22 protein-coding genes are annotated in these 24,349 nt (G+C 73.0%); 11 read left to right on the forward strand and 11 right to left on the reverse strand.

The window, feature by feature from the left end; translation table 11 throughout:
• The first annotated feature begins 12 nt into the window (after nt 1-12).
• A complete protein-coding gene (locus tag IRQ30_RS17425) occupies nt 13-591 on the forward strand; it encodes a DoxX family membrane protein (RefSeq protein ID WP_193614238.1) in 579 nt (192 codons plus the stop codon).
• A 593-nt stretch (nt 592-1,184) separates the two neighbouring features.
• The gene (locus IRQ30_RS17430) at nt 1,185-2,411 is read left to right on the forward strand and encodes an HNH endonuclease signature motif containing protein (protein WP_193614239.1); all 1,227 of its coding nucleotides are present in this window, start codon (nt 1,185-1,187) and stop codon (nt 2,409-2,411) included.
• 246 nt (nt 2,412-2,657) lie between these two features.
• On the opposite strand, the gene IRQ30_RS17435 is transcribed toward IRQ30_RS17430, so the two are convergent.
• The 5 genes from IRQ30_RS17435 to IRQ30_RS17455 all read right to left on the reverse strand — a co-directional run bounded on the left by IRQ30_RS17435 (nt 2,658) and on the right by IRQ30_RS17455 (nt 10,686).
• Nucleotides 2,658-3,149, reverse strand: coding sequence for a mycothiol transferase (locus tag IRQ30_RS17435; RefSeq protein WP_193614240.1), 492 nt, complete (start codon nt 3,147-3,149; stop codon nt 2,658-2,660).
• A 26-nt stretch (nt 3,150-3,175) separates the two neighbouring features.
• Entirely contained in the window at nt 3,176-4,918 is a 1,743-nt protein-coding gene (gene treZ / locus IRQ30_RS17440; protein WP_193614241.1) for a malto-oligosyltrehalose trehalohydrolase, read from the reverse strand.
• 4 nt (nt 4,919-4,922) lie between these two features.
• Complete coding sequence (treY, locus tag IRQ30_RS17445; RefSeq protein WP_193614242.1) at nt 4,923-7,220, reverse strand: malto-oligosyltrehalose synthase; 2,298 nt, start codon at nt 7,218-7,220, stop codon at nt 4,923-4,925.
• Between the two features lie 3 nt (nt 7,221-7,223).
• Nucleotides 7,224-9,395 (reverse strand): glycogen debranching protein GlgX, encoded by a 2,172-nt coding sequence (glgX, locus tag IRQ30_RS17450; protein ID WP_193614243.1) that lies wholly within the window; start codon nt 9,393-9,395, stop codon nt 7,224-7,226.
• A gap of 403 nt (nt 9,396-9,798) precedes the next feature.
• Nucleotides 9,799-10,686, reverse strand: coding sequence for a B12-binding domain-containing protein (locus tag IRQ30_RS17455; RefSeq protein ID WP_193614244.1), 888 nt, complete (start codon nt 10,684-10,686; stop codon nt 9,799-9,801).
• A 135-nt stretch (nt 10,687-10,821) separates the two neighbouring features.
• Here IRQ30_RS17455 and IRQ30_RS17460 point away from each other — a divergent pair, with 135 nt between their 5' ends.
• Nucleotides 10,822-11,202, forward strand: coding sequence for a sigma-70 family RNA polymerase sigma factor (locus IRQ30_RS17460; protein WP_193614245.1), 381 nt, complete (start codon nt 10,822-10,824; stop codon nt 11,200-11,202).
• Between the two features lie 165 nt (nt 11,203-11,367).
• On the opposite strand, the gene IRQ30_RS17465 is transcribed toward IRQ30_RS17460, so the two are convergent.
• The 4 genes from IRQ30_RS17465 to IRQ30_RS17480 form a co-directional block, all read right to left on the reverse strand.
• Nucleotides 11,368-11,874: a DUF2243 domain-containing protein gene (locus IRQ30_RS17465; RefSeq protein WP_193614246.1), complete on the reverse strand. Its 507-nt coding sequence runs from the start codon at nt 11,872-11,874 to the stop codon at nt 11,368-11,370.
• Between the two features lie 51 nt (nt 11,875-11,925).
• Complete coding sequence (locus IRQ30_RS17470; RefSeq protein WP_193614247.1) at nt 11,926-12,675, reverse strand: fused MFS/spermidine synthase; 750 nt, start codon at nt 12,673-12,675, stop codon at nt 11,926-11,928.
• A 30-nt stretch (nt 12,676-12,705) separates the two neighbouring features.
• Nucleotides 12,706-13,368: a LysE family translocator gene (locus IRQ30_RS17475; protein WP_193614248.1), complete on the reverse strand. Its 663-nt coding sequence runs from the start codon at nt 13,366-13,368 to the stop codon at nt 12,706-12,708.
• Between the two features lie 85 nt (nt 13,369-13,453).
• A complete protein-coding gene (locus IRQ30_RS17480) occupies nt 13,454-14,356 on the reverse strand; it encodes an SDR family NAD(P)-dependent oxidoreductase (RefSeq protein ID WP_338089771.1) in 903 nt (300 codons plus the stop codon).
• A gap of 127 nt (nt 14,357-14,483) precedes the next feature.
• Between IRQ30_RS17480 and IRQ30_RS17485 the strand changes: the two genes are divergently transcribed.
• The 8 genes from IRQ30_RS17485 (at nt 14,484) to IRQ30_RS17520 (ending at nt 22,993) form a co-directional block, all read left to right on the forward strand.
• Complete coding sequence (locus IRQ30_RS17485) at nt 14,484-14,996, forward strand: 2Fe-2S iron-sulfur cluster-binding protein (RefSeq protein WP_193614249.1); 513 nt, start codon at nt 14,484-14,486, stop codon at nt 14,994-14,996.
• The gene (locus IRQ30_RS17490) at nt 14,993-15,991 is read left to right on the forward strand and encodes an FAD binding domain-containing protein (protein ID WP_193614250.1); all 999 of its coding nucleotides are present in this window, start codon (nt 14,993-14,995) and stop codon (nt 15,989-15,991) included. The genes IRQ30_RS17485 and IRQ30_RS17490 overlap by 4 nt, the downstream gene beginning before the upstream one ends.
• Nucleotides 15,988-18,105 (forward strand): xanthine dehydrogenase family protein molybdopterin-binding subunit, encoded by a 2,118-nt coding sequence (locus tag IRQ30_RS17495; RefSeq protein ID WP_193614251.1) that lies wholly within the window; start codon nt 15,988-15,990, stop codon nt 18,103-18,105. The genes IRQ30_RS17490 and IRQ30_RS17495 overlap by 4 nt, the downstream gene beginning before the upstream one ends.
• Nucleotides 18,106-18,185: 80 nt before the next feature.
• Nucleotides 18,186-19,067 carry a DUF1295 domain-containing protein gene (locus tag IRQ30_RS17500; RefSeq protein WP_193614252.1) on the forward strand — a complete coding sequence of 294 codons (882 nt, stop codon included), beginning with the start codon at nt 18,186-18,188 and terminating at the stop codon, nt 19,065-19,067.
• A complete protein-coding gene (locus tag IRQ30_RS17505; protein WP_193614253.1) occupies nt 19,064-20,173 on the forward strand; it encodes an FAD-dependent oxidoreductase in 1,110 nt (369 codons plus the stop codon). Before IRQ30_RS17500 ends, IRQ30_RS17505 begins: the two co-directional genes overlap by 4 nt.
• Nucleotides 20,174-20,251: 78 nt before the next feature.
• On the forward strand, nt 20,252-21,067 hold the full coding sequence (locus tag IRQ30_RS17510; protein WP_338089772.1) for an ABC transporter permease subunit: 816 nt from the start codon (nt 20,252-20,254) through the stop codon (nt 21,065-21,067).
• A gap of 25 nt (nt 21,068-21,092) precedes the next feature.
• Nucleotides 21,093-22,166, forward strand: coding sequence for an ABC transporter substrate-binding protein (locus IRQ30_RS17515; protein WP_193608136.1), 1,074 nt, complete (start codon nt 21,093-21,095; stop codon nt 22,164-22,166).
• The gene (locus tag IRQ30_RS17520) at nt 22,163-22,993 is read left to right on the forward strand and encodes an ATP-binding cassette domain-containing protein (protein WP_193614254.1); all 831 of its coding nucleotides are present in this window, start codon (nt 22,163-22,165) and stop codon (nt 22,991-22,993) included. The genes IRQ30_RS17515 and IRQ30_RS17520 overlap by 4 nt, the downstream gene beginning before the upstream one ends.
• 12 nt (nt 22,994-23,005) lie before the next feature.
• Here IRQ30_RS17520 and IRQ30_RS17525 read toward each other — a convergent pair whose 3' ends face one another.
• Nucleotides 23,006-23,428 (reverse strand): hypothetical protein, encoded by a 423-nt coding sequence (locus tag IRQ30_RS17525; protein WP_193614255.1) that lies wholly within the window; start codon nt 23,426-23,428, stop codon nt 23,006-23,008.
• A gap of 24 nt (nt 23,429-23,452) precedes the next feature.
• The gene (locus IRQ30_RS17530; protein WP_193614256.1) at nt 23,453-24,040 is read right to left on the reverse strand and encodes a hypothetical protein; all 588 of its coding nucleotides are present in this window, start codon (nt 24,038-24,040) and stop codon (nt 23,453-23,455) included.
• Nucleotides 24,041-24,349 lie beyond the last annotated feature (309 nt).

Here is a 24,349-nt window from a genome sequence, read left to right on the forward strand (position 1 = left end):
AGGAGCAGTGCCATGACCACCATCAACCGCCCGGCGCACGACCACCAGGTCGTCACCGAAGTCGACGCCGTTCAGACCACGTTCGCACGCAGGGCACTGGCCGTGCTCCGGATCGGCTTCGGGCTCACCTTCCTGTGGGCCTTCCTCGACAAGCTCCTCGCCCTCGGCTTCAGCACCGGCCGTGACGAGACCGGTGCCGTCGACCGCCTGGGCGACGCTGCCTGGATCCACGGCAACAGCCCCACCGAGGGCTTCTTGAAGTTCGGCGCCGACGGCCCCTTCAAGAGCTTCTACAACTCCATCGCCGGCACCTGGTTCGCCGACTGGGGCTTCATGCTCGGCCTCCTCGGCATCGGCCTGGCCCTCACCCTCGGCATCGGGATGCGCTTCGCCGCCGCGGCCGGAGCCCTGCTCTACGTGATGATGTGGACCGTCGTCCTCCCCCCGGAGAACAACCCCGTCCTCGACGACCACCTCCTCGGCGCCGTCACCCTCATCGCCCTCGCCGCTCTCGGCGCCGGCACCACCTGGGGCCTCGGCAGGCTCTGGAACCGGACGGACCTCGTCCAGAAGCACCCCGTCCTCCGCTGACCCTCCCCCACCAGGCCCGCCACCCTCCCCCCGGGTGGCGGGCCTTGGGCGTTCGGTCGAGCCGCGAGCGCGGCGACCCCCTCGGTGGTTGAGGTGCGAGCGCAGCGAGCCTCGAAACCACCCCACCGGTGGTCGAGCAGTGAGGAGCGTCAGCGACGAACGCCCGTCGAGACCCGGCGAGCCGAAGCAGGCGGTCGGGTACGGGGGTCTCGACGGACGCTCGCTGACGCTCGCTGCTCGACCGCCGGTGGGGGCGATCACGGTGGTTGAGGTGCGAGCGACGCGAGCCTCGAAACCACCCCACCGGTGGTCGAGCAGTGAGGAGCGCCAGCGACGAGCGCCCGTCGAGACCCCGCGAGCCGAGGCAGGCGCCCGGGTGCGGGGGTCTCGACGGGCGCTCGCTGGCGCTCGCTGCTCGACCAACGAAGGTGTTGCCCGCGGTGGTTGGGGTGCGAGCGCAGCGAGCCTCGAAACCACCCCACGGGACACCGAAAGTAAAATCCAAGAAAGAAAGCCACCAATGCTCCACACCCTGTGGACAACCGCCTCCTGACCAGGCACCACTGTCGGTGGTCGCTGCTTGAGTAGGTCCCATGAGCAGCCCCGCCACCCACCCGCCGAGCCACCCCCTGCTCGTCGCCATGGCGCACGCTCACGCCGAGCTCGACACCGTCGCCGACCAGCCGCTGTGGTCCCTGACGAAAGAGGAAGCAGCCCAGGCGCTGCTAGAGGAGACCCGCCTCAACGCCCGACTCGCCGCACTCACCCTCAAGACCGCCGTGCAGGCCGAGCGCACCGAGGTCGGCGCCGCCCAAGGTGCAACCTCGGCAGCCGCCTGGTTGGCCCACGAGACGCACATGACCTCACGCGACGCCGCGGCCCTGACCAAGCTCGGCAAAGCCTTGGAGGCCCACCCACCGGTCGAGGACGCGCTCAGCCGCGGTGACGTCCTGGCCGACCAGGCGAAGGCGATCGTCGAGGCCGTCGACGCCCTGCCCGACGACGTCGGCACCGCGATCAAGACCCAGGCGCGTGACCACCTCCTCGGCGAGGCCGCCCACTTCGACGCCATCCGCCTACGCGTCCTGGGCAAGCAGGTCCTCGACGTCGTGGCACCCGAGGTCGGCGAAGCAGAAGAGGCCAGGCAGCTGGAGGCGCAGGAGCGCAAGGCCCGTGCGAAGGCCAGGTTCACGATGCACGACGACGGCCACGGCACCACCTATGGCCGGTTCTCGATGCCGACCCACGAGGCCGACAAGCTCCGCAAGCCCCTCCAGGCGTTGGCCTCACCCAAGGCCGGCGGCGAGGGATCCACGCCGCACGGGATGGGGCTCGCGTTCATCGAGTACGTCGACCGCTACCCCGTAGACAAGCTCCCTAAGGCCGCCGGCATGGACGCCACCGTCGTAGTGACGATGACTCTCGAGACGCTGATGGGTGGGCTCAAGGCGGCGCAGCTCGACACCGGCACCCGCATCAGCCCCAGCCTCGCGAGGCGCATGGCCTGCGAGGCCGGCGTCATCCCCGTCGTCCTCGGCGGCAGGTCCCAGGTCCTCGACGTGGGCCGCAAGCGGCGCTTCCACACCAAGGCCCAACGCATCGCCATGGCCGTCAGGGACGGAGGCTGCATCGCCCTGGGCTGCGACCGGCCCTCGGCCTGGTGCCACGCCCATCACCTCGACCCCTGGTCCCAGGGCGGCGAGACCTCGGTCGAACGCGGCGCGATGCTGTGCGCTCGGCACCACACGCTCATCCACCACCCTGGCTACGGCGTGACTCACCACGAGGGCGGGAAGGTCTCGTTCCACAAGCGGGAGTGAGAGGCGGTCGGTGGGGTGGTTTCGAGGCTCGCTGCGCTCGCACCTCAACCACCGGGGTCAGCGGTTGGGTCGCGGGGTCTCGACGGGCGCTCGCTGGCGCTCGCTGCTCGACCACCGGTGTGTGGGGTGGTTTCGAGGCTCGCTGCGCTCGCACCTCAACCACCGGGGTCAGCGGTTGGCTTGCGGGGTCTCGACGGGCGCTCGCTGGCGCTCGCTGCTCGACCACCGGTGCGTGGGGTCGGCGGGCTAGTCCCGGGTTGCGAGGAGCTGCTCGCGGAGGATGTCGGCGTGGCCGCAGTGCTGGGCGATCTCGCGGATCATGTGGAGGTAGATCCAACGGAGCGGGAGGGGGCCGCGGCGGTTGCCGGTGACGACGTCGTCGACGCCCAGGGGCGCTGCCGCCGAGCGGGAGTCGACGCAGGCAGCGACGTACGCCGTCCGGATGGTCTCCACGGTGTCCCCGGAGTCCAGGTCGAAGGACTCGTCGGGGCCGGCGGGGATGCCGATCTCGGCGCGGGAGCGCCCGCTGATGGCCTCGTCGAACCACACGCGCTCCACGAACGTCGCGTGCTTGACCAGGCCCAGCAGCGTGGTCTTCGAGGGAACCAGCCGGCGACGCGCCTCCTCGTCGGTGAGGCCGTCGAGGGAGGCGAGCAGGCCCTCGCGGTGCTGGTCGAGGAAGTCCTCGAGCTGCTCACGCAGCGGCGCGGCGAAGCCGTCGTGGTGGGAGTGGGTCACGTGGAGAACCTACCGACCGGAGGCACCTAGGCGTCGACGTGCAGCAGCGCTCCCGCGTGTCCCGGCAGGGTCAGCCGGCCGGCGTCGAGCTCGGCGCCGGACTCGGTCATGAAGAGGATCTCGCCGGGCCGTACGTCGAGGACCCGCGGCTCGTCGGAGAGGTTGACGGCGACGGTGACGGCGCCGCGCTCCATGACGAACGTGCGGGCGTCCTCGTCGGCCGTGCACGACGTCCGCGTGAAGGACGGGTCCGTGAGGTCGGGCAGGGTGCGGCGCAGCTCGGCCAGCCGGCGGTAGACGCCCAGGATGCGGGCGTGGCGGCCTCCCTCGAGCTCCGACCAGTCCAGCTTGGAGCGCAGGAACGTCTCGGGGTCCTGGGGGTCGGGCACGACCGCCGGGTCCCAGCCCATCTTCTCGAACTCCTCGATGCGTCCCTCGGCCGTCGCCTTGCCCAGCTCGGGCTCGGGGTGGGAGGTGAAGAACTGGAACGGCTCGGAGGCCGCCCACTCCTCGCCCTGGAAGAGCATCGGGGTGAACGGGCCGGCCATCGTCAGCAGCGCCGCGCAGGCGAGCTGGTCGTCGTCGAGGTGCTCGGTGATCCGGTCACCGGTGGCCCGGTTGCCGATCTGGTCGTGGTTCTGGCTGCACACGACCAGGCGCCAGGTCGGCATCGCGGCGGTGTCGACGGGCACGCCGTGGTCGCGCTCGCGGAACGACGAGTAGGTGCCGTCGTGGAAGAAGCCCCGCTCGAAGACCTTCGCCAGCGCCCCGACAGGCTCGAAGTCGGCGTAGTAGCCCTCGGTCTCGCGGGTCAGCGCCACGTGGACGGCGTGGTGGAAGTCGTCGCTCCACTGCGCGTCGAGGCCGTAGCCGCCGGCCTCGCGCGGCGTGATCAGCCTCGGGTCGTTGAGGTCGGACTCCGCGATGAGGGTGAGCGGGCGCCGCTGGTGGGCGGAGTACGCCGCCACCTCGATCGCCATCTCCTCGAGCAGGTGCGTCTCGGAGGAGTCCGACAGCGCGTGCACGGCGTCCAGGCGCAGGCCGTCGACGTGGTAGTCGCTCAGCCACAGCCGGACGTTGTCGAGGATGAACCGGCGCACCTCCGCCGAGCCGTCCTCGTCGAGGTTGACCAGGTCGCCCCAGGTGTTGGCGCCGGACTTCAGGTACGGCCCGTAGAGCGGCAGGTAGTTGCCGGACGGCCCGAGGTGGTTGTAGACGACGTCCTGGATGACGCCGAGCCCCGCGGCGTGGCAGCCGTCGACGAAGCGCTGGTAGCCCTCGGGGCCGCCGTACTCCTCGGAGACCGCCGACCACAGCACGCCGTCGTAGCCCCAGTTGTGGGTGCCGTTGACGGCGTTGACCGGCATCACCTCGACGAGATCGACGCCGATGCTGCGCAGGTGGTCGAGCCGCGCGAGGGCGGCGTCGAAGGTGCCCTCGGGGGTGAACGTCCCGATGTGCAGCTCGTAAATGACCGCGCCGGCGAGCTGCCGGCCGGTCCACGCCTCATCACTCCAGGCGAAGGCGGCCGGGTCGTAGGTGCGCGAGCGCTCGTGCACCCCCGACGGCTGCCGCAGCGACCGCGGGTCGGGACGCGGCGTCTCGTCGTCGTCGAGCAGGTAGCCGTAGTCGACCTCGCCGTCCGGAACGGGCTCGGACGGCGTCCACCAGCCGTCGTCGCCGCGGGTCATCTCCACGACCTCGTCGGCGACCGAGAGCCGGACCCGGCTCGGCCGGGGGGCCCATACGTCGAAGCGTCCGCGAGACATGTCCTCAGTCCTCCTTGACCAGCAGGGCGACGGGCAGCGTGGCGAGGATGTCGGCCACCTCGGCCGAGACGACCCGCCCGGAGATCACGTCGCGCCACCGGCCCTCGGGCAGCGCGAGCGTGGTGTCGCCCCAGCCGCCGCGAGCGGCCAGGCCGACGGGGAGCCGCGTGGCGACGGCGATCGCGCCCCCGCGGTCGAACGCCACGACGTGGTCGGCCGCGGCGCCGGAAGCGCTCACCGGCACGTACGACGTGAACAGCTCGGGCCGGTCGCGCCGCAGCGTGAGGGCCCGGGTGGTCACGAGCAGCTTGTCGACACCGAGGTCGTCCAGCGCCACCGACGGCACCGGGCCCCACTCGCCGATGCCGGCGAGCAGGCCCTCGCGGGCGTCGAGGTCGACGAACCGGCGGTTGTCGGGGTCGACCAGGCTCTGCTCCCACAGCTCGCTGCCCTGGTAGACGTCGGGGACGCCGGGCATCGCGATCGCCAGCAGCTTGGCTGCCAGCGAGTTCACCCAGCCGGGTCCGGTGATGCGCGACAGCAGCCCCTCCAGGACCTCGCGGACCTCGGCGTCGTCGAACGCCGCGTCCACGAGCCCGTGCACGGCCGCCTCGTAGTCCTCGTCCGGTGCCGTCCACGTGGTGCGGTCGCCGGCCTCACGCATCGCCTTCTCGGCGTAGGCGTGCAGCCGCTCGCGCGACGCGGGCCAGGAGCCGAGGACGGCCTGCCACAGCAGGGAGGCGAAGCCGGGGTCGGGGGCGGGCGCCAGCTCGAGCAGGCGCGACAGCGCGTCGTCCCACTCCTGCGGCACCTCGGACAGGACCGTGATCCGGGCGCGGACGTCCTCGCCGCGCTTGGTGTCGTGGGTCGACAGCGCGGTCATGGCGGTCGGCCAGTGGGCCTGGCGATCGGCGGCGCGCTCGTGCCACTCGTCGAGGGTGAGCGAGAACTCGCTGGGGTCGCCGCCGACCTCGTTGAGCGAGGTCAGCCGGGAGTAGCGGTAGAACGCGGTGTCCTCCACGCCCTTGGCCATCACCATGCCGCTCGTCTGCTGGAAGCGCACCGCGGCCTCCTCGCCGGCGTCGCCGAGCACCGGCTCCAGCACGTCGAGCACGGCGGTCAGGTCCGGCCGCGAGCGGCGCGCGGCGCCGAACGCGTCGTCCAGCGCCGAGCGCTCCTCGGGGAGGTAAGAGCGGTAGACCGGGAAGCACGCGAGCAGCTCGGCCACCGCGTCCTCCAGGTCGGCCACACCCGCGCCTCCGGCGTCCCCGTCGCGCACCGCCTGCGGGAGCTCCCGCACGATCCGGCGCACCTCGGAGTGCAGGATGCCGTCGGCGATCATCCGCTTGGTGCCGCGGATCATCGCGTGCCAGTCGACCTCGCTCCCCCGCAGCCGGGTCTCGAGCGCGTCGAGCGGCGCCTGCCCCGACGGGTCGGTGAGCAGCCGGTCGATCATGCCCAGGGCGTCGTAGCCGGTGGTGCCGGCGGTCGCCCAGGAGCGCGGCAGCTCCTCGCCGGGCTCGAGGATCTTCTCCACCAGGACGTAGGCGGAGCCGGTGAGCTCCGCGAGGTCCTCGAGGTAGCCCCGCGGGTCACGCAGGCCATCGGGGTGGTCGACGCGGAGGCCGTCGACGAGACCCTCGCCGAACCACCGCGCGATCTCGACGTGGCTCGCGTCGAACACCTCGCGGTCCTCGACGCGGATCGCGGCCAGCGTGTTGACCGCGAAGAAGCGCCGGTAGTTGAGCTCGGAGTCGGCCGCGCGCCACGAGACGAGCTCGTAGTGCTGCTCGTCGTGGGTGCTCGTGCCGGGCGCGAGCGGGAAGCGGTGGTCGTGGTACCTGACCTCCCCGTCCTCGACGCGGATCGAGCCCTCGTCGCCGTCGCCGACGACGGGGACCCGCAGGCGACCGCCGCCGAAGTCCCAGTCGACGTCGAAGTAGTCGGCGTAGGCGGAGTCCCGGCCGTGCGCCAGCAGGTCCCACCACCAGGCGTTCTCGACCGGGGTCGCGACGCCCATGTGGTTGGGCACGATGTCGACCAGGACCCCGAGCCCGAGACGACGGGCCTCGGCCGCGAACGCCGTGAGGCCCTCGTGACCGCCCCGCGACGGGTCGACCGTCGCGTGGGAGACCACGTCGTAGCCGTGGGTGCTGCCCGGCTCCGCCGCCAGGATCGGCGACAGGTAGACCCAGTCGGCGCCCAGGGCGTGCAGGTACGGCAGACGCCGGGCCGCCTCGTGGAGGTCGAAGTCGGCCGTGATCTGGAGTCGGTAGGTGCTCTGCGGTGCCCGGGTCGCCATGGCTCAGCCCCGGTCCTGCGCCGCCAGCGAGGCCGCCACGGAGTGGTCCGGCTCGGCCTCCGGCTCGAGGTGCTCGCGCAGGACCACCAGCGAGCGGTGCTCCAGCCTGAGCTTCTCGCCGGCCGCGTACGGCGTCTGGTCGTCGACCCCGCCCGCGGTGTCGATCACCACGTCCCACGCGGCGGCGTACTCGTCCGGCGGGAGCGTGAGCTCGGCCGGGCCGTCGGCGTTGAAGTAGAGCAGGAAGTGGTCGTCGACGATCTCGGAGCCGCGGGAGTCCTTGCCGGCGATGCCGTGGCCGTTGAGGTACATGCCGATGGCCTGCGACCCGTCGGTCCAGTCACCGTCCTCCATCGGGCGGCCGTCGAGGTGCAGCCAGACGATGTCGTTGAGCCGGTCGCCCTCGCCGCCAGGGACCTCGGTGCGCACGGTGTTGCCGGTGAAGAACCGCTTGCGGCGGAACGTCGGGTGGTCCATGCGGAGCTTGATCAGCGCCGCGGTGAACTCCACCAGCGGCCGGTCCGCGTCGTCCCAGTGCATCCAGGCGATCTCGGAGTCCTGGGCGTAGGTGTTGTTGTTGCCCTGCTGGGTGCGGCCCATCTCGTCGCCGTGCAGCAGCATCGGCACGCCCTGGCTCAGCAGGAGCGTCGCGAGGACGTTGCGCTGCTCCCGCGCGCGGAACGCCCGGATCTCCGGGTCGTCCGTGGGGCCCTCGACGCCGTGGTTCCAGGACCGGTTGTGGCTCTCGCCGTCCTGGCTGTTCTCGCCGTTGGCCTCGTTGTGCTTCTCGTTGTAGGACACGAGGTCGGCCAGCGTGAAGCCGTCGTGGGCGGTGACGAAGTTGATGCTGGCCACCGGGCGGCGGCCCGAGTGCTCGTAGAGGTCGGCGGAGCCGGCCAGCCGCGAGGCGAACTCGCCCAGCGAGGGCTCGCCGCGCCAGAAGTCGCGCACGACGTCGCGGTAGGCGCCGTTCCACTCGGTCCACTGCGGCGGAAAGCCACCGACCTGGTAGCCACCGGGGCCGACGTCCCACGGCTCGGCGATCAGCTTGACCTGGCTCACCACCGGGTCCTGCTGCACGAGCTCGAAGAAGGTGGCCAGCCGGTCGACGTCGTAGAACTCGCGCGCCAGCGCGGAGGCCAGGTCGAAGCGGAAGCCGTCGACGTGCATCTCGGTCACCCAGTAGCGCAGCGAGTCCATGATGAGCTGCAGCGAGTGGGGGTGCCGGACGTTGAGGCTGTTGCCGGTGCCGGTGTAGTCCATGTAGTACTGCTGGTCGTCCTCGACGAGCCGGTAGTACGCCGGGTTGTCGATGCCCTTGAAGCTCAGCGTCGGACCCATGTGGTTGCCCTCGGCGGTGTGGTTGTAGACCACGTCGAGGATGACCTCGATGCCGGCGGCGTGCATGGCCTTGACCATGGCCTTGAACTCCTGGACCTGCTGGCCGGCCTGGGCCGTGCCGGCGTACTCCGCGTGCGGGGCGAAGAAGCCGAGGGTGTTGTAGCCCCAGTAGTTGCGCAGGCCCTTCTCGAGCAGCGTGCTGTCCTGGATGAACTGGTGCACGGGCATCAGCTCGATGGCCGTGACCCCGAGGTGCTGCAGGTGCTCGGTGATCGCGGGGTGCGCGAGGCCCGCGTAGGTGCCGCGGATCTCCTCGGGCAGGTCGGGGTGCAACTGGGTCATGCCCTTGACGTGCGCCTCGTAGATGACGCTCTCGTTGTAGGGGTAGTTGAGCCGGCGGTCGCCCTCCCAGTCGAAGAAGGGGTTGATCACCACGCCGAGCGTCATGTGGGCGGCGGAGTCCTCGTCGTTGCGCGAGTCGGGGTCGCCGAAGTTGTAGCCGAAGAGGCTCTGGTCCCAGTCGATCTCGCGGGCGGTCGCCTTGGCGTAGGGGTCCAGCAGCAGCTTGTTCGGGTTGCAGCGCAGACCCTGCTCGGGGGCGTAGGGGCCGTGCACGCGGTAGCCGTAGCGCTGGCCCGGCTGCACGTGCGGCAGGTAGCAGTGCCAGATGTAGGCGTCGACCTCCCACACCTCCACGCGCTCCTCGTTGCCGTCCTCGTCGAAGAGGCACAGCTCCACGCGCTCGGCGACCTCGCTGAAGAGGGCGAAGTTGGTCCCGGAGCCGTCGTACGTCGCTCCCAGGGGGTAGGCCTGACCTGGCCAGGACTCGAGCACGGTGCCTCCGGTGAAATGGGGTCGGGATGTCGGGCTGAACCTATTGGATCGGTCCAACGACCCTCGGTACCCGGGGTCAGCCGGTTCTACTCCTGCGTCGTCGGTCACGCGAGCGGAGCGCCCCGAGCTCCTCCTCCAGGGCGTCTCCCCCGACACGATCGACCTCGACGTCGAGCGCAACGTCCTCACCGTCCGGGCCGAGCGCGTGGCCCGCAACGTCGACTGGGAGTCGCTGGCGGCCGAGCGCCCGCGCGGCGTCCTCAGCCGCCAGCTCGTGCTCGGGGACACGACACGCTCCAGTCGGGTGACCACCAGGCCCTCCAGGCCTGATCCCCTCGCCGCGCGGCCCGGTCGGCTCACGCAGACGACCTGGGCCGCGCTCGCGCGTCCGGGGACGACGCGGTCAGGATCCCGCGAGCACCACGTCGGCGATCGTGTCCGCCGCCTCGGACAGCGTCCCGCCGAGGTAGGTGCCGGGCACTCCCTCGCGGGCGTCCGCGGAGCCGAACGCGTTGCCGGCGTAGAAGACCGGGCAGCCTGCCCCGGCGACGGCCTGGAGGCTCTCCACCGTCGGTCGGCGGTGGGTCGACAGGTGCGAGACGACGACCACCGCGACGGCCTCGGTGGCCGCGAGCGCCGTCACCAGCGTGCGCTGCGGGGTGCGCGCGCCGAGCGAGCGGCAGCCCACGCCCCGGTAGGCCAGCGCCGCCGCCAGCGCCTCCAGGCCCAGGGTGTGCAGGTCACGGGGGCCGCAGGCCAGCAGCACCGAGCCGCGCGCGGTCGGCGGCGGCGCCAGCGTCGCCGTGCGTGCCAGCCACCCGCGCACGGCCTCGGTGGCGAGGTGCTCCTGGCCGACGTCGCAGCGCCCGTCCTCCCAGAGGCTGCCGATGCGCCGCATCGCCGGCATCAGCACGCGGTCCAGCGTGGCCGGCAGCCCCAGCTCGTCCATGGCCTCGTCGAGGACCGTGCGCAGCGCCGCGGGGTCCAGGGCGGCGGACGCCGCCAGCATCCGGCGGATCCAGACCTGGGCGGGGTCGTCGGGGTCGAGCTGGCCGCGCACCGAGCGGGCGGCGGCCGAGGCCTTGAGCCCGCGCGCCACCTCGTCGCGCATCAGCCGGACCTCCTCGAGCGCCTCGACGGAGTAGCGGCGGTGGCCGCCCGCGCTGCGCGGCGTGGTCGGGATGCCGTAGCGGCGCTCCCACGACCTCAGGGTCGGCGAGGGGACGCCGAGCAGGCGGCTGACCTCCTGGATGGCCAGGCCCTCACCGATGCGCACGTGCTCGCCGGTCACCACTGCCCCTGTCCCGCCGGGCGCGGTGCCCGTAGGCGTCCATCCGACCCGTTCCGTCGAGTTTGTGCAACATTCGCGAGTTCTTGCATAAGTTCGGCTCTTCTCCCCCGGCCCCGCAGGCAGCAGGCTGGGGGCGTGCCCGCCACCGACCCCCGCTCCGACGAGACGGCCCAGCGCCGTCGCGGCCCGGCGTCCTCGCGCCCGGTGGCCTCGTCGCCGTGCGAGGGGGTGCTCAGCGGCCTGGTGGCACGCTGCGGTCGCGGTGACCGGGACTCGCTCGGGACGCTGTTCGACCTGACGCACGGGATCGTGTCGGCCACCGTGCGGCGGCGCCTGTCCGCGGACACGGCCCGCAGGGATCTCGACGACGCGGTCGTCGAGGTGTACCGGGAGGTGTGGCGACGCGCTCCGCAGTTCCGCGTCGGCGTGGACGACCCGCTGCGCTGGATGCTCGACAGCGTCGACCGGGGAGCCCGCTCCGCCGCCCTGCCGAGGCCGTTCCCGGTCGCCTCGTGAGGCCAGCAGCCGACAGGACCCTCAATGCGCACCGTCTCCGCCCGATGGGTGGGCGGAGACGGTGGTCTCTCGACCCGCGGTGCGGAGTGACAGATCACCCGACCTGGAGCTGAGTCAAGAAGCCCCTAGGTACCCTCGCTCCCGGCAGCTATTCAACCCGTCGCATCACTCGGGCCAGCGCACGCCCGGCGCACCCGCCGTCAGGCCACGTCGCCCCCGGCGGTGCAGGAGCAGCCCGACCACGACGAGCGCCGCGCCCAGGGCCAGGTAGCCCAGGTCCCACGACAGGGGCGCCCCGACGTCGTCCCGCACGTGGTGGACGCCGAGGAGGTGGTGGTCCACGATCCCCTCGACGAGGTTGAAGACGCCCCACCCGGCCAGGACCAGGCCGGCGTGGAAGCTCCAGCTGGGCGCCAGGCGGCCGCGCTGCCAGGAGCGGATCGTGGTCAGCGACCCCGCCAGGACGAACACCCAGGTGACCAGGTGGAAGAAGCCGTCGGCCATGGTGTTGACCTCGAGGCCGGCGACCGTGGTGACCGGGTAGTCGTCGACGTGGCTCACCATGTGGTGCCACTGCAGGATCTGGTGCAGCACGATCCCGTCGACGAACCCGCCCAGGCCGAGCCCGTAGAGAAGCCCGGCCGCGACGGTCGGTGGCTTCGGGGACGTCATCCGCGGCTGGTACCCATCGAGAGGGCGTCCACGCCCCCGGTCACGCGCCGGTCACGTCGTGAAGGCCACGCCTCCGCCGAAGGAGTCCGAGACCAGAGCGGCGTCGAGCACCCGGTACGGCGCCGGCGACTCCGAGGCCCGGCGCCGCAGGAGCTCCACCGGCAGCGGGGCCCGGCCGGCCAGCACCATCAGGTTGCCGTCGCGCCGTCCGCGCAGCGTGGCCGGCTCGGCACCGAGCGCGAGGTGGGCGAACGACTCGCGCAGCCCGGCCACGACCCGTCGCGTGTGCGCGAAGGGCGCCCGGTCGCTGAGGTTGAGCAGGTAGCAGCCGGCCGGCGCCAGAACGCGCGCGACCTCGGCCGTGTGCCCGCTCGTCACGAGCTCGCCAGGCACGCGCCCGTCGGCATAGGCGTCCAGGACGACCAGGTCGGCGCGCCCGTCCGGCAGGGCCGCGACGCCCGCGAGCCCGTCGACCGGGCGCACCTTGATGCCGCTGCGTCGTGGCAGCGGGAGCTCGGCGCGCACCAGCTCGGTGACCGCCTCGTCGGGCTCCAGCACGACCTGCGCGGAGGTCGGACGCGTCGCCGCGACGTAGCGCGGCAGCGTCAGCCCGGCTCCCCCGACGTGCACGACCCGCAGCGGGACACCGGGGCCGGCCAGCACGTCGACGACGTCGCCCATGCGCCGTACGTAGTCGAACGCGAGGTACGTCGGGTCGTCCAGGTCGACGTGCGACTGCTCGCGCCCGTCGTGGCTGAGCACGAAGGCCCGCGCCCGCTCGGTCGGCTGCAGCTCCCACACGTCGCGACCCTCTCACGGAGGGCCGGGCGGCTACTCGAGCGCGGCCATGCTGACGCCGAGGCCGACCATCATCGTGCCGCCCGCGACGCCCAGGGCGTCCAGCCGCTCGGGACGCCGGCCGAACCAGTCACGCGCCTTCCCCGCTGCCAGGGCCCACAGGCTGTCCGAGGCCACGCACAGCACCCCGAACACCGCGCCCAGCATCAGCAGCTGCAGGCTGGCCGAGCCGGCCGCCTCGTTGACGAAGTGCGGGAGGAACGCCAGGAAGAACACGACGGTCTTGGGGTTGGTCAGGCCGACGAAGAAGCCGATGCGCAGCGAGCGCCGGGCCGACTGGGCGCGCGCGACCGCACGCTCCTCGTCGTCCAGGTCGCCCAGGGCGCCGCGCGCGTCGGCGCGGTGCCGGATGGCCTGGACGCCCAGCCAGACGACGTAGGCGGCCCCCACCAGCTTGATGGCGGTGTACGCCGTCGCGCTGGCCGCGACCACCGCCCCGAGCCCCAGGGCGACCGCCACCACCTGCGCCACGATGCCGGCGGCGTTGCCGAGCACCGAGAGCAGCGCGTCGCGGCGCCCGACCGTCAGCGCGCGGCCGATGGTGAACAGCAGGCTCGGCCCCGGCACCTGGATGAACAGGATGCTCGCCACCACGAATGCGAGCCACTGTCCGACGGTGGGGGCGGGGAGGTCCATGCCCGGAGTATGGCGGCTCCCCCGCCCGGCGACAACGCGTTTCGCCGCCGTCTCGGCGCAGCGGCGTCTCAGGCCGAGGAGTGGCTCACGAGCGGAGGGCCTTGCGGATGTTGCGGGCGATCCCGGCCAGCGCGCCACCGGCGTCGCCGGTGAGCGCGTTGCCCTCCTCGTGGGGCTCCAGCACGTTGCCGGTCGTGGGGGGCGTCTCGCGGGTCAGGTCCACGGCACCCAGCCGGAACAGCGTCGCCACGAGCCGGTCGTAGGCGAAGGGCAGCACGGTGTAGCCGAAGCGGATCACGTCGTTGGCCAGGGTCAGCTGGTCGCGGGCGCGGTCGTGGTCGAGGTGGTGCAGGATCTGGCGCGCCACCCGGTCCGGGCTCGAGACCGGCGGGGGCGGGCGGCCCACGACGCCCTCGTAGTTGGCCGCCTGCTCGTAGATCGGGGTGTCGACCCCGCCGGGGGCGACGTAGCCGACGTGGACACCGTCGAGGTCGCGGTTCTCCAGCTGCAACTGGCGCGCCAGCGCGCGCACGCCCCACTTGCTCAGCACGTAGGCGCTCATGGTCGGCACACTGATATGGCCGATGACCGAGCCGACGAAGAGCAGGGCCCCCTCCCCCTGGCGGCGCAGCACCGGCACCACGTGGCGGGCGACGTTGACCGAGCCGGTCAGGTTGGTCCGCAGCACCCGGTCGAAGACCTCGGCCGGGACGTCCTCGGTGCGTCCGTAGGCCACGACGCCGGCGTTGCTCACGACGGCGTCGAGGCGCCCGTGCCGCTCCAGCACCGCCGCGACGACGCCGGAGACCGCGTCGTCGTCGCCGACGTCGGCGCTCAGCACCAGGGTCGAGGCCGCACCGGCCTCCTCGCAGCGCCGCGCCGCCTCCTCCAGCGCGGTCGCGCCCCTGGCCACCAGCACCACGTGAGCGCCCTGCCTGCTCGCGCGCAGGCAGGTGGCGAGCCCGATCCCGCTGGAGGCTCCGGTCACGAGGACGATCCGATCTTCGACGTTCACGCGACCAGGTACCCGCTGGTCGGCCCGCCCATCGAGGGCGGAGCACCCGGTTTGCGACGCCGCCCACGGGTCACCGGGTGGTCGACCCCCAGGAGGCGCCATGCAGGCCGAGATCACGCTCACCGTCGACGGCACCGAGCACCGTACGACGGTCGACACCCGCACCACGGTGCTCGACCTCCTGCGCGAGCGGCTGGGGGTGACCTCGCCGAAGAAGGGCTGCGACCACGGCCAGTGCGGGTCGTGCACCGTGCTGCTCGACGGACGCCGCCACCTCACCTGCCTGGCGCTGGCGGTCGCCCACGACGGCGCCGAGGTGGTCACCGCCGCAGGTCTCGCCGACGCCGCCGACGACGAGCTGCACCCCGTGCAGCAGGCGTTCCTCGACCACGACGGCCTCCAGTGCGGCTACTGCACCCCCGGCCAGGTCTGCTCCGCGGTCGGGATGCTCGACGAGGCGAAGCAGGGGCACCCCAGCCACGTCAGCGACGACCTCGAGGCCGAGCCCGAGCTGGACGACGACGAGATCCGCGAGCGGATGAGCGGCAACCTGTGCCGCTGCGGCGCCTACGCCGGCATCCTGGCGGCCGTGCGCGAGGCGGCGCGGTCATGAGGGAGCTGGCCTACCTCCGCCCCGACGACGTCGGCGACGCCGTGGCGGCGGTGAGCGGCAACCCGCGCGCGCAGTACCTCGGCGGCGGCACCAACCTGGTCGACCACCTCAAGCTCGGCGTCACGTCCCCCGAGCTGCTGGTCGACGTGCGCCGCCTGCCGCTCGACGAGGTCGAGGAGGTCGCCGGGGACGACGGGCCCGTGCTGCGGGTCGGTGCCAACGTGCGCAACAGCGACCTGGCGGCCCACCCGGTCGTGCGCAGCGTGTTCCCCGCCGTGGCCCGCGCCCTGCTCTCGGGGGCGTCCGGACAGATCCGCAACCAGGCCACGACGGCCGGCAACCTGCTGCAGCGCACCCGCTGCGTCTACTTCCAGGACGTCACGACCGCCTGCAACAAGCGCGACCCGGGCAGCGGCTGCTCCGCGATCGGCGGCTACGCGCGCTACAACGCGATCCTCGGCGCCAGCGAGGCGTGCGTGACCACGCACCCCTCGGACCTCGCCGTCGCGCTCGCCGCGCTCGACGCCACCGTGGTCGTGCAGGGGCCCGACGGCGAGCGGCGGGTCCCGGTGCTCGAGCTGCACCGGCTCCCGGGCGACCGCCCCGAGCAGGACACGACGCTGGCCCACGGCGAGCTGATCACCGCCGTGGAGCTCACCGCCGGCCGCCTGACCCGGCGCTCCACCTACTACAAGGCCCGCGACCGGGCGTCCTACGCCTTCGCGCTGGTCTCGGTCGCCGGCGCCCTGCAGCTCGACGGCGACACCGTGACCGACGTCCGCCTCGCCTGGGGCGGCGTCGCCCACCGTCCGTGGCGCGCCACCGTCGCCGAGGAGGCGCTGCGAGGGTCGGCGTTCAGCGAGGAGGCCGTGCTGGCCGCGTGCGAGCGGGAGCTCTCCGCGGCCGTGACGTCCGAGGAGAGCGCCTTCAAGGTGCCGATGGTGCGCAACGTCTCGGCGCTCGTCCTGGGGCGCCTCGCGAAGGAGGACCGATGACCGAGCTGCTGCCCGACCCCGTGCCCGCCCAGGCGATGGGCACGGCCCACCTGCGCGCCGACGGGCCCGCCAAGGTCACCGGCCTGGCGACGTACGCCGTGGAGCACCCGGCCGACGACGCGCTGCACCTGTGGCTCGTGCAGTCCACCGTCGCCCGAGGCCGCGTCACGCGCATCGACCCCGGCGCCGCCCTGGCGCACCCGGGCGTGGTCGCGGTGCTCGACCACACCAACGCCCCGCGCCTGGTGGCCGACGACCCGGAGACCACCGACCCCGAGCTGCTGGTCCTGCAGGACGACCGGGTCGCCTTCCGCGGCCAGATCGTCGCCGCGGTGCTCGCCGAGACCTCTGATGCCGCGCGCGAGGGAGCCGCCCTGGTCGCCGTCCGCTACGACGCCGAGCCGCACCGCGTGGAGCTGCGGGACGACTCGCCGGCCTACGCCCCCGAGAGCGTCAACCCCGACCAGCCCACCGACACCGACGACGGCGACGTCGAGGCCGGCCTCGCCGAGGCCGACGTCGTGCTCGACCAGACCTACCGGACGGCCTACGAGCACAACAACCCGCTCGAGCCGCACGCGCTGGTCGTCACCTGGCGCGACGACCCCGACGGGCCCCGGGTCACGATGGTCGACTCCACCCAGGGCGTGCATCCCGTGGCCGCCACGCTGGCGCCGATGCTCGGCCTGGAGAAGGACCGCGTGCGCGTCCGTGCGCCGTACGTCGGCGGCGGGTTCGGCAGCAAGGGACTGCCCCACGCCCCGGAGATGGCGGCCGTCCTCGCGGCGCGCACGGTGCCCGGCCGGGCGGTGCGCATGGCGGTGACGCGCCAGCAGATGTTCGCGCTCACCGGCTACCGCACCGCGACCGTGTCGCACTTCCGCCTCGGCGCCCGCGCCGACGGCACCCTGCTCGCGATCGACCACCAGGTCAGGGAGCAGACGTCGGCGCTCAAGGAGTACGCCGAGCAGACCGCGACCCCGACCCGGATGCTGTACGCCGCCCCGCACCGTCGTACCCGGCACCGGCTCGTCGAGCTCGACGTCGCCGTGCCGTCGTGGATGCGCGCGCCCGGCGAGATGCCCGGGGTCTACGCCCACGAGGTCGCCATGGACGAGCTCGCGGTGGCGTGCGGGCTGGACCCCGTCGAGCTGCGCCTGCGCAACGAGCCCGAGGTGGACCCGGAGACCGGCAAGCCGTTCTCGGGCCGTCGGCTGGTCGAGTGCCTCGAGCGCGGCGCGGAGCTGTTCGGGTGGGCCGCCCGCGCCCCCGAGCCCCGGGCGACGGTCGACGGCGAGTGGTGGGTCGGCAGCGGCGTCGCGAGCGCGACGTACCCGACGATGACCCAGGCCGGCAGCCAGGCGCGGGTGCAGGCGCTCGGCAGCGGGCGCTACTCGGTGGCGGTGGGCGCCGTCGACATCGGCACGGGCGCGCGCACCGTGCTCGCACAGATCGCCGCCGACGCCCTGGGGGTGCGCGTCGACGACGTGGACCTGCAGATCGCCGACACCGACCTGCCCATGGCCACGGTGGCCGGCGGTTCGTCGGGCACCAGCTCGTGGGGCTCGGCCGTGGTGGCCGCGGCGCAGCTGTTCCGCCGCGACCACGGGGACGACCCCGACGCCGGCGTGCACACGACCGCGTCGGCCTCGCAGAGCCCCGGGATGGAGGAGTACGCCACCCACGCCTTCGGGGCGGTCTTCGCCGAGGCGCGCGTGCACCGCTACACCGGCGAGGTGCGGGTGCCGCGGCTGCTCGGCGTCTACTCGGTCGGACGGGTGCTCAACCCGGTCACGGCGCGCTCGCAGCTGCTCGGCGGCCTCACGATGGGCCTCTCGGCCGCGCTGTTCGAGGAGTCCTACCGCGACCCGAGGCACGGCCACGTCGTCACGCAGGACCTGGCGACGTACCACGTGGCCTCCCACGCCGACGTCCGCGGCATCGAGGCGGTCTGGCTCGACGAGGAGGACCCGCACGTCAACCCGATGGGGTCGCGGGGCATCGGCGAGATCGGCATCGTCGGCACTCCCGCCGCCGTCGCGAACGCCACCTTCCACGCCACCGGGGTGCGGGTGCGCGAGATCCCGGTGACCGCCGACCGCTTCGTGGACTGACCGGAGGGCTCAGATACCCGCGGTACGCGAATCGCGGTCTTTCGCTGCGCGGCGGCTCCCGGAGTGACTAGCGTCACGCCATGACCAAGACCGGCTCCCTGCTCCGCGTGGCCGCGTGCTACCTGATCGGGCTGCTCGTGGCCGGATCCTGGCTCGTCTGGGGGCCCGACACCCGCTGGCTGTGGCTCGACGGGCTCGTCGCCGACGTGCTCGCCACCCTCGTCGTCTACGCGTTCAGCCGGGCCCACGGCAACTCCAGCTTCTACGACGCCTACTGGAGCGTGCTGCCGCCGGTGCTGGCGGCGTACTGGTGGGTCTCGGCGAGCCCCGACGTCAACGACACCCGGGCCTGGCTGGTGATGGTCGTGATCCTGGTGTGGTCGGTGCGGCTGACCGCCAACTGGGTCTACGCCTTCCCCGGCCTGCCGCACGAGGACTGGCGCTACCCCCTGCTCAAGGAGAAGGCCGGCCGCTGGGAGCCGCTGGTCGACCTGGTCGCGATCCACCTGGTCCCGACCTGGCAGGTCTTCCTCGGCATGGTCCCGGTCTACGTCGCGGTCACCCGCACGGGCCGCGAGATCGGCTGGCTGGACGCCGTCGCGCTCGTCGTCGGCCTCGGCGCGGTCGCGCTCGAGCTGGTCGCCGACGTGCAGATGCACCGCTTCGCCCGCGACCGTCAGCCGGGGCAGGTCATGGACCGCGGGCTCTGGGGATGGTCGCGGCACCCCAACTACTTCGGCGAGTTCGGGTTCTGGCTCGCCCTGGGCCTCTTCGGGCTGGCCGCCTCCCCCGCGGACGCCTGGTGGGTGTTCGTGGGCGCGGTGATGATGCTCGTGATGTTCCTCGGCGCCACCATCCCGATGATGGAGGAGCGCAGCCTGGAGCGGCGTCCGACGTACCAGGACGTCGTCGACCGCGTGCCGCGCTTCGTGCCCCGACCCCCGCGCCGGGTCAGCGCGTGAGCCGACCGCGGGTCGTGGTCGCCGGCCTGGGCGACAGCGGGCTGCTCACCGCCATCCACCTGGGGCGGCACGCCGACGTCGTCGGCATCTCGACCAAGCCGGCCCTGGTCAGCGGGCAGGAGCTCGGCATGCGTCTGGCCCGGCCCGACGACTGGGCCCGCGACTACGTGGTCACCTTCGACCGCTTCCGCCAGCTCGACCGTGCCCGCACCGTCCACGGCACCCTGACCGGTCTCGACCTCGGCGGCCGGTCGGTGGACGTCGAGACCCCGGACGGCACGACGCGCTCCGAGCCCTACGACGTCCTGGTCATCTCGACCGGCGTCAGCAACGGGTTCTGGCGGCGCCCGGAGCTGCAGTCCCACGCCGAGGTGTCCGACGGCGTGCGCGCCGCCCACGAGCGGCTGGCCGAGGCCCGGTCGGTGATCGTGGTCGGCGGTGGCGCAGCCGCAGTCAGCAGCGCGCTCAACCTGGCGCTGGCCCGGCCCGGCACCCGGGTCGAGCTCTGCTACCCCGGCGAGCGGCCCCTGCCCCAGCACCACGGCCGGGTGTGGAGCCACGTACGCCGCCGGCTGGACGCCGCGGGGGTCGAGCTGAGGCCGGGACGCCGCGCGGTGGTGCCCGACGGGTTCGCCTGCGACGCGATCACCGACGCGCCGGTCGCCTGGAGCACCGGTCAGCCGCCCTCGTCCGCCGACGCCGTGCTCTGGGCGATCGGCCGGGTGCGTCCCAACACCGGCTGGCTGCCGCCGTCGCTGCTCGACGAGCACGGCTTCGTGCGGGTCACCCCGACGCTGCAGGTGCCCGACCACGACGAGGTGTTCGCCGTCGGGGACGTCGCCGCCTCCGACCCGCTGCGCTCCTCGGCACGCAACCGCGCCGACAAGCTCGTCGCCGCCAACATCCGCGCGCAGGCCGCCGGCCGGACGCTGTCGACGTACCACGCCCCGCGCCGCCGCTGGGGCTCCGTCGTCGGGCCGCAGCCCGACGGGCTGGAGATCTTCGCCCCGAACGGCCGGCCCTTCCGGATCCCCGCCTGGTCGGTCGGGACCGTCCTGCAGCCGTGGGTCGTGCGTCGCGGCATCTACCGCGGCATGCGCTCCTGACGCGACCCCGCGCCGGCGGTCCAGTCCACCACCCGACCCGATACTGACCTATCTTTAGTAAGCCGCTAGGTTTACGTCGTGCGCGACCGCCTCCCCGATCCTCGCCGACTGGCGCTCCACGTCACGTCGCTGTCGGTCCTGATCCTGCTGTGGTGGCTGGTGACCCGCCTGGGTCTGGTGCGCCCGCTCTTCCTGCCGCCGCCGGGCGACGTCTGGGACGCCTTCGTGCGGGCCAACTCCGACCACCCGATCAGCGCCGGCTCCGAGCGGATGGTGCGCGGTGAGCAGAACTACTACCTCTGGGAGCACCTGGTCGCCAGCCTGCAGCGCATCGCGATCGGCGTCGGCGGCGGCATCCTGGTGGGTGTCCCGCTGGGGCTCCTGATGGGCGCCACGTGGCTGGGGGTCCTGCTCGAGCCCTACCTGAACTTCCTGCGCTCGCTGCCGCCGCTGGCCTACATCGGCCTGCTCATCGTGTGGTTCGGCATCGGCGACACCTCCAAGATCTGGCTGCTCTTCCTCGCGGCCTTCCCGCCCATCACCATGGCCACGATCAGCGGGGTCCGCGGCGTGCGCGAGGACCAGATCAACGCGGTGCTGTCCCTCGGCGCCTCGCGCCGCCAGTCGCTGACCGCCGTGCTGCTGCCCTCCACGCTGCCCGAGATCCTCACCGGCGTCCGCGTGGCGGTCGGCTTCGCCTGGACCACCGTGGTGGCCGCCGAGATCGCCAACGGCATCCCCGGCATCGGCGGGCTCGCGTACCTGGCCGGCGAGCAGCTGAAGAGCGCCCTGGTCATCGCCTGCATCGTCGTCATCGGCGTGGCGGCGATCGCCCTCGATCTCGGGTTGAAGTCCCTGGAGAAGGTCCTGGTCCCCTGGCGGGGCAAGGCATGAGAACCACGACGAAGGAGCACCACCAGTGAAGACCCCTCTGCGCCGCGGCGCGACCGCGCTCGCCTCCGGCCTGCTGGCCGTCAGCCTGGCCGGCTGCGTCGACTCCGACCGCGGCTCGTCCAGCCCGGCGGCCGAGTCCGACTGCCCCTGGGAGCCGGACGACTCGATCACCACGACGGCGCGCATCGCCTGGCAGGCCATCCCGAACGCCGACCTCGTCGTCAAGGACCTCGGCCTGCTCGAGGCATGCATGCCGAAGGCGGACATCTCGTGGGTGCAGGCGCCGTCGGGAGGCGACGTGGTCAAGTACTACGGCTCCGGCGACGTCGACCTCGGCCTGATGGGCTCCTCCCCCGCCACGATCGCCTCCTCGGAGCCGGTGGTGCGCGACGTGGACATCGCCGTCGTCTGGATCCACGACGTCATCGGGGACGCCGAGTCGCTCGTCGTCAAGGACCCCGCCATCACCGAGATCGCGCAGCTCAAGGGCAAGAAGGTCGCGGTCCCGTTCAGCAGCACCGCGCACTACTCGTTGCTGCAGGCCCTCGACGAGGCCGGCCTCGACGCGAGCAAGGACGTCGAGGTGATCAACCTCGACCCCGAGAAGATGCCGGGCGCCTGGCAGGGCGACCAGATCGACGCCGCCTGGGTCTGGGACCCGGTGCAGAGCCAGCTCCTGGCCGAGGGCGGCGAGCGGATCCTCTCCAGCGCCGACACGGCCGCGGCGGGGCGACCGACGTTCGACGTCGGCACCGCCGACCGCGGCTTCGTCGCCGACAACCCGGAGTTCATGACGCAGTGGGCCAAGGCGCAGGACCACGCCGTCGAGATGATCGAGAGCGACCCCGAGACCGCCGCCGAGTCCGTGGCCGTCGTGCTCGGCATCGAGCCCGCCGACGCGCAGAAGCAGTTCGCCGGACTGACCTACCTGTCGGCCGCGGAGCAGGCCGGGCCCGACTACCTGGGCGGGAAGTTCGTCCAGGACCTCCTCACCACGGCCGGCTTCCTGCTCGAGCAAGGCGGGATCGACGCGGTCGGCGACGAGGCGCAGTACGCCGAGCACGTCGACGCGGCGCCCGCCGAGAGCGTGGGCGAGTGACCCAGGACCGGTCCCAGCACCAGGGCCAGGACCAGGGCCGGCACCAGCGCGACGTCCGGCTCTCCGGGGTTCGGCACCACTTCTCCGTGCGCGGGGCCGAGGTGCCGGCGCTGGACCGCACCGAGCTCACCCTGGAGCCCGGCGAGCTGGTCACGCTCGCCGGGCCCTCGGGCTGTGGAAAGACCACGCTGCTGCGGCTGGTGGCGGGCTTCATGACGCCGAGCGAGGGTCAGGTGCTCGTCGGTGGCTCCCTGGTGCGGGGGCCCGCGGAGGAGCGCGGCGTGGTCTTCCAGCAGCCGACCCTGTTCCCGTGGCTGACCGTGCGTCGCAACGTCGAGCTCGGCCCCCGGCTGCGAGGGGTGTCGAAGGCCGAGCGTCGCCGGCACGCCGAGGAGTTCCTGGACCTCGTGGGGCTGGCCGACTTCGCGGAGCACCGTCCCTACGAGCTGTCCGGCGGCATGCAGCAGCGCTGCCAGATCGCGCGGGTGCTCGCCAACGACCCCGACATCGTGCTGATGGACGAGCCGTTCGGCGCGCTGGACGCGCTGACCCGCGAGCGGCTCCAGGACGAGCTGCTCGAGATCTGGCGACGTACGGGCAAGACGATCCTGTTCATCACCCACAGCGTCGACGAGGCGGTGTTCCTGGGCTCCCGGGTCCTGGTGATGAGCCCCCGACCGGGCCGGATCGTGCTGGACGAGCCGGCCGTCTTCGGTCGGCCGGGCGAGAAGGTGCCGCCGTCGGAGATCCGGGCGCTCCCGGAGTTCGTCGCCCTCCGCGAGCGGGTGCGGGTGGCGATCCAGACCGAGCCCGCCGTCAGTGCCTGAGGCGCCGGCCCGTCACAGGTGGTCGGGCACGACCAGTGCGTCGGGGTCCTGGCGCACCGGCATCGCCGCGACCCCCACCCGGGTGAGGTCGGCGGCGGCGGCCACGAGCCGCCTGCGGCGCTTGGCCGGCATCGCGTCCCAGGCGCCCGGCTTGCGGTGGTCCAGCAGCTGGCGGCTGCCCTCCTCCGCGGCCTGCTCGTACTCCGCGTCGCTGAACTCCGGACGGGCTCCCACGGTCGGCCGCTCCGGCAGGGCGGTGAGCACGGGCAGCACGAGCTCGCCCGCGGCCGACTTGCGGGGGTAGGCGTCTGCCTTGCTCAGCGCGTCGTACGCCGCGTCCGCGTCACCGCGCTTCCAGGGCGGGCGGGTCGCCGCGTGGAGGCGGCGCGCCACGGCGTCGACCGCGACCGTCATCTCGTGCTCGGTGAACCTCATGGCTCACCATCATGGGCCACGCCCTCAGGCGCCGGGGAGCCCGGCGCGCACCACGCGGTCGCGACCGGCGAAGAGCGCCCGCGCCGCGGCGGTCCCCGGACGTCGCGTGCGGACCGGCCCCGTCACCATCAGGAGCGTGCCGACCGTGACCAGGTCCTTGCCCGCCCGGGCGACCTCCGACTCGCGTTGTGCCGCCCGCAGCGCCCTGGCCTCCGCCCGCACGTGGCGCCACGAGCGCCAGGCGCCGCCGTCGCGCGCGTCGCTCGCGAGCAGCAGGCGTCCGCTCCCCCACGCCATCAGGAACTGGTGCAGCGTGCCCACCAGACGTCGTCGCGCCGGCGAGCCGGGAGCCAGTCCCACCGCCACGGCCGCCACCGGACGACGTACGGCGGCCAGGGTGTCGAGCACGACCTCGCAGCCGCCCTCGGTGTCGATGTCGACCGACAGCCGGTGCACCCGTCCCGGCGGCACCAGCCCCGCCTCGGGCACGGAGGCCCGGTCGGCCCACACCTCGTACCCCCGGTCGAGCAGGTCCCGGACCAACGGCCGACCGACGTCCGGACGGAGCCCGGCCACCACGGCCAACGGCCGGTCCACTCCCTTGGCATCCATCCGGCCCCCTTCGCCCCGCCCCGGCACCGTGGGTACCCCCACCGCCCCGTCCCATGCCCGTCGTCGGCCACCCCGGTGGTCGAGCGTCCGTCGAGACCCGGTGACCCGACCGCCGACCGACCGTACGGTGGTTGAGGTGCGAGCGCAGCGAGCCTCGAAACCACAACTCCGGTGGTCGAGCAGCGAGGAGCGCCAGCGACGAGCGTCCGTCGAGACCCCGTGACCCGAACGCCGAGCCAACCCCACGGTGGTTGAGGTGCGAGCGCCGCCCTCCCCCAAACCACACACTCCCTTCGTCGCGCGGCGAGG

This window comes from Nocardioides lijunqiniae, assembly GCF_015024225.1.
GTDB lineage: Bacteria > Actinomycetota > Actinomycetes > Propionibacteriales > Nocardioidaceae > Nocardioides > Nocardioides lijunqiniae.